Source organism: Vibrio sp. 1CM7H, from assembly GCF_023161645.1.
Lineage (GTDB): Bacteria > Pseudomonadota > Gammaproteobacteria > Enterobacterales > Vibrionaceae > Vibrio > Vibrio diabolicus.
The window spans coordinates 41,223-53,753 of sequence record NZ_JALNTV010000006.1; the positions used below are offsets into that span (position 1 = coordinate 41,223).

A 12,531-nucleotide genomic window follows, 5' to 3' on the forward strand; every position below is an offset into this window, starting at 1 on the left:
ATACCTTACTTCGTCTTTTGTGGTAACTCGTCTTTGTAATGACCACGTTTGTATGCCCAAACCATCATTAGGGCACCGATAACCACCATTGGCAGGGATAAAATCTGTCCCATGGAAATAAAGCCACCGAATAACCCCAAATGAGCGTCTGGTTCGCGCACGTATTCTACTAGGAAACGGAAGGTTCCGTAACCCGCAAGAAAGAGTCCTGAAACAGAACCTAGAGGACGAGGTTTCTTGATGAACCAATTCAAGATGAAGAAAAGTACGATACCTTCAAGCGCCATTTCATAAAGCTGCGATGGATGACGTGGCAGTGGACCACCATTTGGGAAAACGATCGCCCAAGGCACATCCGTTACTCGGCCCCACAATTCGCTGTTCATGAAGTTACCTAAACGCCCCATACCCAAACCAAATGGCACAAGCGGCGCGATAAAGTCGGCAACGCCGAAGAACGTTCGCCCGTTTTTGTGTGCATACCAGAACATCGCGGTAATCACACCCAGTAAGCCACCGTGGAAAGACATACCACCGGTCCACACTTTAAACAGATACAAAGGGTCAGCCAGGAAAAGCTCAAAATTGTAGAAAAGCACGTAGCCAACACGGCCACCAATCACCACGCCAAGGAAGCCTGCGAACAACAAATCAGAAACCTGTTCTCGTGTCCAACCACTTCCCGGCTTATCCGCACGTCGGTTCGCCAACCATAGGGCGAACATAAAGCCCACAAGGTACATCAAACCGTACCAACGAACCGAAACAGGACCAATAGAGATTAAAACCGGATCAATATTGGGAAATTCAATATATCCCTGAGACATAAATCATTCTCTTCTTATCACAAACAAAATAAATATACCCAAGTAACCTCTAGATGCTTGGTTCAGCGAGAATGACTTGGGTACAAACTTAGAGCAGCATGGTCGCTGCTACAAACATTAAGAACACCGCGAATATCTTTTTTAATACCGCAGTTGGAAGGTTAGTTGCCAGCTTCGCACCCACTTTTGTTGTGAGCATCGAGGCCATGGCAATCGCTAATAAAGCGGGAAGATAAACATAGCCAATACTGTATGAAGGTAAGCCTTCCACTTTATAGCCATGTAAGATAAAACCGATCATACCAGAAATAGCAATCACGCAACCACAAACGGAAGATGAACCTACCGCTTTACGCATTTCTATCCCGTGTTTATTTAAAAATGGGACCGACAGTGAACCGCCACCAATACCAGCAAGGCTTGATACGACGCCAATCCCCGTGCCATACGCAACGGTCACCGGGCTGCTCGGCATAGGTTTACTGCTCGTAACTTTAATGGAACGGAACATCTGTACTGACAGGCAAAGAACAATGACACCAAATACTTTCGGCAAGTAGTGCGTAGGGATCCACTCAGCAATATTGGCACCGACAAAACCACCAATAACCACACCTGGCATCAACCATTTTACGACGAACATATCGACATTGCCGAGCTTAAGGTGATTCATCGCCGATGAGCCTGACGTAACAATAATACTCGCTAACGAAGTGGCTAGGGCCATGTGCATACTCATTTCTGGAGAGATTCCAGCAAGAGGAAGCAAATACAACAAGGCAGGAACAACTATCAAACCACCACCGATACCGAGTAACCCCGCCATCACACCCACAAAAGCGCCTAGCGCCAACAATAACAAAAATAAAGAGACGGTCACGATTTCCTACTTTTTACCTGCACGGATAAAGCCCGCAAAACCCTGTTGGATGAAGAAGTCATGCATCATTTGATGAATGTCCTCCCCGTAGGACTTTGTCATTGCTTGCTCCGCTAATTTTTCTAATTCTTCTTGTTGGCTATGACGAATCAAATATTTCACCTTAGCCACATTAGAGGTGTTCATACTCAAACTGGTATACCCTAACCCAAGTAAGAGAAGAGCGCCAAATGGATCACCCGCTAGCTCACCACAAATACACACGGGCACCTGATATTTATCACACACCTCATGGATTTGCTTAAGCGCTAGTAGTACCGCAGGATGCATAGATTCATAGACATCCGCTACGCGCGAATTGTTCCTATCTACCGCTAATAAATACTGAGTTAAATCGTTTGTCCCGACAGAAACAAAATCAACACGGTGAGCAATCGTTGGCAATAAATACACCATTGATGGCACTTCGATCATGACCCCAACTTGTGGGAACTGAATTCTATCATCAAGCAACACGGCTTCGCTGTGAGCTTGATTAATCAAGCTAATGGCATCGTCTAGCTCTTTTACCCCTGACACCATTGGCAACAAAATACTTAAATTACCGCTTTCTGCACTCGCCCTTAACATTGCACGCAGCTGGATCAAGAAAATATCTGGGTGATCTAATGTAAAACGAATGCCACGCCAGCCTAGAAACGGATTATCTTCTTCGATCGGCAAATATGGCAAAGGTTTGTCACCACCAATATCCAAAGTGCGCATCACCACTCGTTGATTCGGATAACTGTTGAGTATCGCTTGGTATTGATGATACTGCTCATCTTCTGACGGAAAGTGATGCTGAAGTAAAAATGCAATCTCAGTTCGGTACAACCCAACTCCATCAACACCTGTATTGATGGCAATATTACTGTCTGCACTGAGCCCCGCATTGAGCATAATTTCGATGTGGTGATTGTCTTGCGTAACCGCTGGGAGTGCGAGGTCCTTGTTTACCATTGCAAACAATTCTGACTCTTCACTCACTAAGCTGCGATACTCTCGCAATAATTGACGGTTTGGCTCTAGGAAGATCTCGCCCGTATAACCATCCACTATCCCGAGTTTGCCATTGACCACATCCGGGTTAATGTTGGCGCCCATGACAGCGGGAACTCCAAGTGCGCGAGACAAAATAGCCGCATGAGAGTTCGCGCCACCTTCTAGTGACACGACGGCTAACAAAAATTCTTTAGGTACAGACGCGAGCAAGGTGGCAGTGAGTTCATTCGCCACCAAAATAATGGGACGATCAATTGCAGAATTTTCTTGCTCACTGTTGTGCAGAAAATAGAGCAGCCTTTGCCCTAACTCTCGGATGTCTTGCGCTCTCTCGCGCATGTAGACATCCGACATTCTGGCAAATCGATTCGAGTATGATTCTACCACTTGGCGTAACGCCCAATCGGCCCTGTCTCCTTTTTCAATCTGCTTCTTCAAATCACCACGAAGCATCGGGTCATTGAGTAAGTGCGTAAACAGATCGAAGATCGCCAGCGCATCTTTGTTGATTTCACTGTCCAGCTTTTTCCGCATACGGCGAAAGTCATTTAACGCTCGCTCTATCGCCACCAGCAATGTCTCGTGCTCACGTTCTTTATCTAACGTGGACGAAGGGAAAACATCCGATAAACTCGGCTGGGTATTGTCGAACCAAAACTCTCCAATCGCGACACCAGTAGATGCAGGCAAACCTTTTAATACCGTGGGTTTAGATGCCAACTGCCAATGCCCAAGATTCTGCGCATGCGCAATAAGCACTGCTAGCTGAGCGGACAACGTGACAAGAAAAGACTCTTCCATTTCACTGAACAAGCGAGGTGTTTTTTGCTGGATCACCAACACACCTAAAACTTGTTTGCGATGAATGATTGGAGTGGCTAAAAAGGAGTGGTAAATCTGTTCACCGAGTTGAGGGAAGAATTTAAACTCGGGATGTTTTGAGGCTTCGGCAAGGTTGAGTGGCTCTGCGCTTCGTTTAACCAACCCAACCAAGCCTTCATTGAAGTTGATATGAATACTATCACCTTCAAAAATAAGGCCTTGAGTTGCCATTAACTCAAGGCGCTGCATTTCTTCATTAGCAAGATAGATAGTACAGCACTCAGTGCGAAGGGCAGCACAAGTCTCTTTCACCAATATATCGAGTGCCAGATGCACATCATCGACCCTGGAGACTTTCTCAACTATTTCCCTTAGCTGACTGAGCATGATTATCCTCTACGTTGCTTTTTTCTTTTCCCTTTCGCTTTTCTCTCTCGAAAAGGCATGGCTAAGGATGCAAACTCTTTCATCGCTCGTCGATAAACATCTCGCTTGAAAGAAACAACTTGCCTAACTGGATACCAGTAACTCACCCAGCGCCAACCATCAAATTCAGGGGATTTTCCGCGTTGCATATTAATACGAGATTCATCGCATTCTAATCTCAGCAGAAACCATTTCTGTTTTTGGCCGATACAAACAGGCTTGGAGTCCCAACGCACCAATCGTTTTGGTAGCTTATATCTTAACCAATGACGACTTGTTGCAATGATCTTAACGTCTTTTTTCGTTAAACCGACTTCTTCATATAACTCCCTGAACATGGCTTGTTCAGGAGTTTCACCTTCGTCAATTCCACCTTGTGGAAATTGCCATGAGTGTTGCCCGTATCGTTTAGCCCAGAAGACCTGACCATGGTTATTACATATCACAATACCAACATTAAGTCGGTAACCATCGCCATCTATCACTGGCTAACCTCTATGAATAAATTTTTTATTACCGTGATTTTTCCACATATCCCCATTACTAGCAAACTTACTGATGTGATATGAGCAAGATTTATTACCTTTTCACCATATTTGGATATCTTTTAATCAAGCCATACCTTATCAACACAAGAGTGAGACATTGCCCACATTTATTCACCTTTTCTGTGAATAACTTTGTGAAGAATTCAATTCAAATGAGTAATTCTGTTCAACCCCATCACAAGCAAAACAAATAAAGAAACAAAAAAACGAACATAAAACATTGATAAAAAAGTCTTTATTTTAAAAAATAGCGATAAATCGATCTTCAGTTTCTTGATGATCTTTTCACCAAACTCAGATCGGTCAAAGATCCACCAATAGGCTATTTATCCACACTCACCTGCTATTCGTTTAGATGATTACAACAAAATCAACCCCAAAAATGCATTTTAACCCCTGTTTATTCATACAGACCCCGTCAGGATCTTATCAATACCTCCTCCACCTGTGGATAAGTTATGAATTGATCGTTCTTACACCGCCTCGGTGAAATCTTAAACAGTAGATTTGGCCGGAGTTTGATAAACTATATTTTTTGTAATACCACCTTGTGACTATGAAACCAGAACCACAAACAGAAGCAGAGCTATTGGAACGAGCGCATGATATGGCAGGACTCAGTTTTGCTGAGTTGGCCGCCGAGGCGAATATGATTGTTCCTGAAAACTTAAAACGTGATAAAGGTTGGGTGGGTCAATTACTCGAATGGCACTTGGGCGCTCCAGCTGGCAGTAAACCTCAACAAGATTTCGCTAAGCTAGGGATCGAGCTGAAAAGTATTCCGATCAGTCACTCTGGCAAACCGTTGGAAACAACCTTTGTTTCTGTGGCCCCCCTCACTGGTGTTCATGGTCTTACATGGGAAACAAGTCATGTTCGAAACAAGCTATCTCGTGTGCTTTGGGTACCAGTGGAAGGGGAACGAGAAATTCCACTTGCAGAAAGACGTGTTGGTAGCCCACTGATTTGGTCACCAGACGACGACGAAGAGCGTATTTTACGAAACGACTGGGAAGAGCTAATGGAGATGATCGTCTTGGGGAAATTCGATCAAATTTCCGCCAGACACGGAGAAGCGCTGCATCTTCGCCCTAAAGCCGCGAATGCAAAAGCACTCACCGAAGCATACAGCTCAAATGGCAAGCCGATAAAAACTCTGCCCCGAGGTTTTTACCTCAGAACACAGTTTACTGAACAGATCTTACTCAAGCACTACATCAACACGCAATCTGAGTAATGTTGTTTCCGCCATTTAGTGCGTCACGAGCGATAACTCGATATCACAGTACGAGGCTGCCTCTTCAGTGCCACATTCGTCATACGCATTGTGCAGCCTTAAGTACGCTTTATCTACCCCTAACCTCAGCAGCTCTTCTTTCACCAAATCTAGCGAACCGAAATGTATCGGATCTTCACCGTCTTTAATTGGCTCAAGTTGATGCTTGTACTCCACTGCTAGCAAATAGTCAGAGACATCAGAACACCCAATCACAAATACTTTGGGAGTTTTATAAGTATCTTTATGGGGACCGTGTAACCACATGTCCAATTGATGCTTCTGCATAACGTACCTCCTTCACACGATCATTTAAGTGTAGTTAGGCTATGTATAGCTTTCGAGTTTGGTCTTCCTTTATACGTAAATCATTTGCGATAGCGGTTAAAAATCCCCTATATTGGAATCACTTATTTAGTCGGTAACTCTTCAAGGACGTGATATGCAATACACAAAACTACCGCACTCATCACTTGAGATCAGTAAAATCTGCCTCGGAACCATGACGTTTGGCGAGCAAAATACAGAAAAGGACGCCTTTGAACAGCTCGACTTTGCCCTTGATCATGGGGTGAATTTCATTGATACCGCAGAGATGTACCCTGTACCTCCCAAAGCGGAAACCCAAGGACTCACCGAGCAATACATAGGGAATTGGTTAGCAAAGAGCGGCAAACGTGAAAAAGTTGTGCTGGCAACAAAAGTGGCTGGCCCTCGCGGTGTCCCTCACATCCGAGACAACATGAGCCTTAATCGTCGCCACATCCATACAGCAATTGATGACAGCCTTAACCGCCTGCAAACGGATTATGTCGATTTATACCAATTACATTGGCCTCAACGCCAAACTAACTGCTTTGGTCAACTCAACTACCCTTACCCAGACAAACAAGAAGAAGTCACATTAATTGAAACCTTGGAAGCGCTGACTGAGCTAGTGAATGCAGGCAAAGTACGCTACATCGGTGTATCAAACGAAACGCCATGGGGTGTGATGTCATTACTGCGTTTAGCCGAAAAGCATGATTTGCCACGCATTGTCTCGATTCAAAACCCATATAACTTATTGAACCGCAGCTTCGAAGTGGGCTTGTCTGAAATCAGCCACTATGAAGGTGTCCAGCTACTGGCCTACTCTCCACTGGCATTTGGCTGCCTAAGCGGCAAATACTTGAATGGTGAGAGACCAGAGGGTGCTCGATGCACTAAGTGGGAGCGTTTTGCGCGCTACTTTACTCCTCAGGGGATAAAAGCGACCGAAGCTTACGTCAATTTAGCCCAAGAGCATGGTTTGGATCCTGCACAAATGGCACTCGCATTTGTCAATCAGCGCCCATTTGTTGCATCTAATATTATCGGCGCGACCAACCTCGACCAATTAAAAGCCAACATCGACAGTATCGATCTAAAACTAAGCGATGAGCTCCTTACTGAGATTCAAGCAATTGGTACAACCTACTCGAATCCATGCCCTTAACAGTAAAGCTCCCCTCAAACGAAAACAGCTGACCTTCAAGGTCAACTGTTCATCAAATGAAGTATGACTTCATATCGCACGTTAAGCGTGTTGAATGACTCGATAGCAACTCAGTCAGTCCAACACGCTAACGATTACGTCATTATTCGCGACGTTAAAACTCGACGAAGGTGACGAACTCGACGTTCAACTTTTACTGCATCCGGAACATTGGCGCGTGTGGAACGACCATCGCTATCTAAACCAATATCCCTCAATAGATGAACATTCGTCCATGGAACATCATGAGCAGTGCGGCGTATGGTTCGCTGCCATTGCTTTTCTTCGCGTTTAAGGTCTGCTTTCAATAGCAAAGTTGCCAGTTGTAGGTAAATAGAGTGACGCATAATATTTTCTCCGATTATCGATGTATTCGACTGGGAAAAATAGTGCGTAAAATGAACAGAGGTGCTCTGTTGATACTAAGCCGCTACTTTTCCGCAGCCTAGTAATAAATAAGATAGGTTACGGATTAATTTTTATCTTGTGAGCCAGTGGTATTGGTATCATCCGACTTAAGAGTCATCGGAGCGATAGGCATACGATCAGCGCAAGCAGTGGTATTAACAACGTAATGTTTCATCTTGCACCTCCTAGCTAAAAATTAATCCGTTTATGAAAGGTATAACTCATTGAGTTACGGTTAAATTGTAAGCTTTGATGAATATATATCAAACATTTTTTGTCTTTTTGATTAAAAACAAATCAATACACCGCAATTCAGTTTCATATACTTTTCTATATAACATATTCACCTAGGGAATATATGAAATTACGGATTTTATAAATCAAACTGAATACAAAACAAAAAGAGCGGCTTTGTAGCCGCTCCTTCACTGATATTCATTCACCAATTTAACTTCAGAAAGAACAAATTTACATGGCTTGATCAGAAATCAAATTATGTTTGTTCAGTAGTCGATACATCGTCGCGCGTGAAACACCAAGCTCCTTCGCCGCATTCGAAACTTGACCAGAATGAGATTCCAAAACAACCAGTAACGCGTCACGCTCACTCTTCTCACGAATCGATTTCAAACTACGCTTTGAGTCATTACGCTGAGGCAAATCTAGGTGATGCTCTTCAATCATTACGCTGTCAGACATCAGAACCGCTCGTTTCACTTGGTTCATCAATTCACGTACGTTACCTGGCCAGAAATAACGTGTCAGAGCCTTGAGTGCATCCTCAGAAAAGCTTTTTGCTTGCGAGTTATACTCTTTAGAAAACTCTTGTAAGTAGTAGCGCGCTAACAAAGAAATATCGCTCGCGCGCTCTTTTAAGCTCGGGACATTAATGCGTAATACGTTAATGTAGTGGTAAAGCTCTTCATTAAAATCTCCGTCAATCAAGGCTTTTTCTACATCTGACGAGTTAGCCGCAAGGATGCGCACATTGACCGCTTTTACACCATCTTTGGTATCAATGGTGCCTTCTTGCAAGAATCTCAGCAGATTCATTTGCTGCTCTTTTGAAATGGTAAGAATGTCATTAAACAACACGGTGCCGCCATCTGCTTGTTCGAGCATACATGCTTCCATATCTTCATCGGCGTTAATACCAAATACTTCCGCCTGGAAACGTTGCTCATTGAGCGCGCGACAGTTAATTGCCATAAACGGTTTATGAGAGCGTGAAGAGACTTTGTGGATAGCGCGAGCAACCGCTTCTTTACCTGTACCACTTTCCCCAGAAATCAGAATACTGACGTCCGTCGGACCGATTCGCTTTACTTGATCGCGTAAACGCTTCATCGGGATAGATTCACCGATCAGCCCCATGTCTAAGCTGCTACCAAAACTAGGCCAAACTTTTTTCTCCAACTTGAGCATACCAAGCTGGTGACCAATCGTGCTTAAAAGCTGGGCATCCGGGATTGGCGCAGTGAAAAAGTCGATACAAAAGTTAACAATGAACTGGCATATGGTGTCAGTGCCAAGCTGAGATTCACGAATAAACGCTAACCAACGCACGTGTTTGTGAGAACTGACTAAGTTCGCCAAACCGTTCAAGCTGAATTCGTCATGGCTGAGATCGACAATACCGATACATGGACCAATATCCTCTAACAACGTATTAGCTTTGCGTAAGTCACCCACTTGGTGACACTTCCAGCCCACTTGCTCAAGTACTGATAACCAAGGCTCATAAGTACCGCCAACTACCACAAGCGATCCCGGGATGGAATCCATCTTAAACTGCCCAGCCATTCTCTAACCCTTTTTCATTGTTAATAGAAATTTTGCGCCACAAACCTATCTTTGCGAGCGGGTAACATTATCGAGACTCCGCGCCCCCACGTCTGTCTCAGTATTAAGACTATGCAATAGATTGAGATTTGGCGAATGTTTATTTGCATATCCTATTAAAAAGCAAATGCAACAACTTGAACTTATTTAACTAAAAGGTATAAAAAAACCACCCGAAGGTGGTTTTTTTGATCATCCTGCCAAATTACGCTTGTGGGCGCATTGCTGGGAATAGGATCACGTCACGGATAGTGTGCGTGTTAGTCAGTAGCATAACCAGACGGTCGATACCGATACCTTGGCCTGCCGTTGGTGGTAGGCCGTGCTCTAGTGCAGTGATGTAATCTGCATCGTAGAACATGGCTTCGTCGTCACCAGACTCTTTAGCTTCAACCTGTGCTTTAAAGCGCGCGTCTTGATCTTCTGCATCGTTAAGCTCTGAGAAGCCATTCGCCACTTCACGGCCGCCGATGAAGAATTCAAAGCGGTCTGTAAAGAACGGGTTGTCATCGCTACGGCGAGCCAGTGGAGAGATGTCCGCTGGGTAGCCAGTGATGAACGTTGGCTGCATTAGCTTAGGTTCTGCTGTTTCACCGAAGATTTCTTCTAGAAGCTGACCGCATGTCCAGAAGTCTTCTACTTCAACATGTACTGATTTCGCGATAGAAACCATCAGTTCACGGTTTTGTAGATCTTCTTCGGTTAGCGCTTGGATTTGCGCGTGATCTGGGTTGTACTGCTTGATTGCTTCAAACATGCTCATACGAGTGTAAGTGCCACCAAATTCAACCGTTTCATCACCGTAAGGCATTGATGTTGAACCTAGAACTTCTTGCGCTACCGAGCTTAGTAGTTCTTCAGTAAAGTCCATCAGATCTTTGTAATCCGCGTACGCCATGTAGAATTCCATCATAGTGAATTCTGGGTTATGACGTGGAGAAAGACCTTCGTTACGGAAGTTACGGTTAATTTCGAATACGCGATCGAAGCCACCAACCACTAGACGCTTCAGGTATAGCTCAGGTGCAATACGTAGGTACATTGGCATGTCTAGCGCGTTGTGATGCGTGATGAATGGGCGTGCACTTGCACCACCAGGGATCACGTGCATCATCGGCGTTTCTACTTCCATGAACTGTTTTGAGATCATGAAGTTACGAATTGCAGACATCACTTTAGAACGTACAATAAATGCTTTACGTGAATCTTCGTTCACAATCAGATCAACGTAACGCTGACGGTAACGCATTTCTTGGTCAGTAAGACCGTGGAACTTCTCAGGAAGTGGACGAAGTGCTTTAGTTAGCAACTCGTATTCTTCCATGTTCACGTACAGGTCACCCTTACCAGATTTGTGCAGCGCACCTTTAACACCGATGATGTCACCGATATCAAGACCTTGGTATTTCTCTTTTAGCTCTTTTTGTACGTCTTTAGCAGCGTAAGCTTGGATACGGCCAGATGTTTCTTGAATTACTAGGAATGGACCACGCTTAGCCATAATACGGCCAGCAATTGCAACCACGTGGTTAAGCTCTTCTAGCTCTTCCTTCGTCTTTTCACCGAACTCTTTTTGAAGGTCGCCCGCTAGTGCGTCACGACGGAAGTCGTTTGGGTGGCCGTTTGCTTTGCAGCTCTTTCGGATTTCATCCAGTTTAGCGCGGCGTTCAGCAATCAGCTTATTTTCTTCTAGTACAGTTTCGTTTTGAACAGCATCAGTCATTTTCGATGTATCCTGTTTTTGTCGGTGAAAAGCTTTATAGGCCTGATTTCAGGCTAGCTTCAATAAATTTGTCCAGATCGCCATCAAGAACCGCTTGAGTATTACGGTTTTCAATGCCCGTACGGAGGTCCTTAATACGTGAGTCATCCAATACGTAAGAACGGATCTGGCTACCCCAGCCAATGTCAGACTTAGCGTCTTCATTAGCTTGTTTTTCCGCGTTTTGCTTTTGCAATTCAAGCTCAAATAGCTTCGCTCGAAGCTGTTTCATTGCCTGATCTTTGTTCTTATGTTGAGAACGGTCATTCTGACACTGAACCACGGTGTTCGTTGGTACGTGCGTAATACGTACCGCAGATTCTGTGGTGTTGACGTGCTGACCACCTGCGCCTGACGCACGGTAAACGTCGATGCGTAGGTCAGAAGGATTAATGTCGATATCGATGTTTTCATCAATCTCTGGATAGATGAACGCAGACGCAAATGACGTATGGCGACGGCCGCCTGAATCGAACGGAGATTTACGAACAAGACGATGAACGCCCGTTTCAGTGCGCAACCAACCGTAGGCATACTCACCAGAGATGCGAACTGTTGCCGACTTAAGACCCGCGACTTCACCTTCAGAGACTTCAATCACTTCAGCTTTGAAGCCCTTCGCCTCTGCCCAGCGTAGGTACATACGCAGCAGCATGTTGGTCCAGTCTTGTGCTTCCGTACCACCAGAGCCAGCTTGCAAATCGATGTAGCAATCTGAACTATCATGGTCGCCCGAGAACATACGACGGAATTCAAGCTTTTCTAGCTTCTCTTCCAACTCAGCAAGTTCTGGTTCGATTTCGTCAAATGTTTCTTGATCTTCTTCTTCTACAGCCAACTCAAGAAGACCTTCTACGTCTTCTACACCTTGCTCTAGTTGATCAATAGTTTCAACAACCGCTTCTAGCGATGCACGCTCTTTACCCAGTGCTTGTGCACGTTCAGGTTCGTTCCATACATCAGGTTGTTCAAGCTCTGCGTTGACTTCTTCTAGACGCTCTTTCTTCGCGTCATAGTCAAAGATACCCCCTCAGGACATTTGTGCGCTGAGACACGTCCTGCAGACGGTTTTTAATTGGATTGATTTCAAACATGTTTACTCAACATTTTAGAATAGAATTTAACCGAGAAATTCTACTGAAAAATGTGACCGAGATACAGGAAAATTTCGGATGAGAAA

General features: G+C 44.6%; 11 protein-coding genes. 2 read left to right on the top strand and 9 right to left on the bottom strand.

Features of this window, described 5'->3' with window-relative positions; genetic code table 11:
- Nucleotides 1-5: 5 nt before the first annotated feature.
- The 4 genes from lgt to rppH all read right to left on the bottom strand — a co-directional run bounded on the left by lgt (nt 6) and on the right by rppH (nt 4,484).
- A complete protein-coding gene (gene lgt, locus MSG33_RS18575; RefSeq protein WP_248381702.1) occupies nt 6-827 on the bottom strand; it encodes a prolipoprotein diacylglyceryl transferase in 822 nt (273 codons plus the stop codon).
- An 88-nt stretch (nt 828-915) separates the two neighbouring features.
- The gene (locus tag MSG33_RS18580) at nt 916-1,707 is read right to left on the bottom strand and encodes a sulfite exporter TauE/SafE family protein (RefSeq protein ID WP_006743341.1); all 792 of its coding nucleotides are present in this window, start codon (nt 1,705-1,707) and stop codon (nt 916-918) included.
- 6 nt (nt 1,708-1,713) lie between these two features.
- Complete coding sequence (gene ptsP / locus MSG33_RS18585; protein WP_114323169.1) at nt 1,714-3,960, bottom strand: phosphoenolpyruvate--protein phosphotransferase; 2,247 nt, start codon at nt 3,958-3,960, stop codon at nt 1,714-1,716.
- 2 nt (nt 3,961-3,962) lie between these two features.
- Nucleotides 3,963-4,484, bottom strand: coding sequence for an RNA pyrophosphohydrolase (rppH, locus tag MSG33_RS18590; protein ID WP_005381953.1), 522 nt, complete (start codon nt 4,482-4,484; stop codon nt 3,963-3,965).
- Nucleotides 4,485-5,103: 619 nt separating this feature from the next.
- Between rppH and mutH the strand changes: the two genes are divergently transcribed.
- Nucleotides 5,104-5,784 (top strand): DNA mismatch repair endonuclease MutH, encoded by a 681-nt coding sequence (gene mutH / locus MSG33_RS18595; RefSeq protein WP_006742669.1) that lies wholly within the window; start codon nt 5,104-5,106, stop codon nt 5,782-5,784.
- Nucleotides 5,785-5,799: 15 nt separating this feature from the next.
- On the opposite strand, the gene MSG33_RS18600 is transcribed toward mutH, so the two are convergent.
- Entirely contained in the window at nt 5,800-6,111 is a 312-nt protein-coding gene (locus tag MSG33_RS18600) for a DUF6482 family protein (protein WP_005397320.1), read from the bottom strand.
- 154 nt (nt 6,112-6,265) lie between these two features.
- On the opposite strand from MSG33_RS18600, the gene MSG33_RS18605 reads away from it, so the two are divergent.
- On the top strand, nt 6,266-7,300 hold the full coding sequence (locus MSG33_RS18605; RefSeq protein WP_047009105.1) for an NADP(H)-dependent aldo-keto reductase: 1,035 nt from the start codon (nt 6,266-6,268) through the stop codon (nt 7,298-7,300).
- Between the two features lie 134 nt (nt 7,301-7,434).
- Here MSG33_RS18605 and MSG33_RS18610 read toward each other — a convergent pair whose 3' ends face one another.
- From MSG33_RS18610 to prfB, 4 genes are all read right to left on the bottom strand, one after another.
- Nucleotides 7,435-7,686: a hypothetical protein gene (locus MSG33_RS18610; protein WP_005397324.1), complete on the bottom strand. Its 252-nt coding sequence runs from the start codon at nt 7,684-7,686 to the stop codon at nt 7,435-7,437.
- 529 nt (nt 7,687-8,215) lie between these two features.
- Nucleotides 8,216-9,550, bottom strand: coding sequence for a cyclic-di-GMP-binding transcriptional regulator VpsR (vpsR, locus tag MSG33_RS18615; protein WP_046873964.1), 1,335 nt, complete (start codon nt 9,548-9,550; stop codon nt 8,216-8,218).
- Between the two features lie 244 nt (nt 9,551-9,794).
- Nucleotides 9,795-11,312 (bottom strand): lysine--tRNA ligase, encoded by a 1,518-nt coding sequence (gene lysS / locus MSG33_RS18620; protein ID WP_005397328.1) that lies wholly within the window; start codon nt 11,310-11,312, stop codon nt 9,795-9,797.
- Nucleotides 11,313-11,346: 34 nt separating this feature from the next.
- Nucleotides 11,347-12,445 (bottom strand): peptide chain release factor 2 gene (gene prfB, locus MSG33_RS18625; protein WP_100068604.1). Its coding sequence is split into 2 segments (ribosomal slippage): nt 11,347-12,369 and nt 12,371-12,445, totalling 1,098 coding nucleotides; the frame shifts between segments, so codons are not numbered across the junction.
- Between the last annotated feature and the right edge of the window lie 86 nt (nt 12,446-12,531).

Bases quoted from the DNA above. Each gene is read 5' to 3' on its own strand.
- lgt (WP_248381702.1), bottom strand. From the start codon at position 827: ATGTCTCAGGGATATATTGAATTTCCCAATATTGATCCGGTTTTAATC.
- ptsP (WP_114323169.1), bottom strand. From the start codon at position 3,960: ATGCTCAGTCAGCTAAGGGAAATAGTTGAGAAAGTCTCCAGGGTCGAT.
- mutH (WP_006742669.1), top strand. From the start codon at position 5,104: ATGAAACCAGAACCACAAACAGAAGCAGAGCTATTGGAACGAGCGCAT.
- MSG33_RS18600 (WP_005397320.1), bottom strand. From the start codon at position 6,111: ATGCAGAAGCATCAATTGGACATGTGGTTACACGGTCCCCATAAAGAT.
- MSG33_RS18605 (WP_047009105.1), top strand. From the start codon at position 6,266: ATGCAATACACAAAACTACCGCACTCATCACTTGAGATCAGTAAAATC.
- MSG33_RS18610 (WP_005397324.1), bottom strand. From the start codon at position 7,686: ATGCGTCACTCTATTTACCTACAACTGGCAACTTTGCTATTGAAAGCA.
- vpsR (WP_046873964.1), bottom strand. From the start codon at position 9,550: ATGGCTGGGCAGTTTAAGATGGATTCCATCCCGGGATCGCTTGTGGTA.
- lysS (WP_005397328.1), bottom strand. From the start codon at position 11,312: ATGACTGATGCTGTTCAAAACGAAACTGTACTAGAAGAAAATAAGCTG.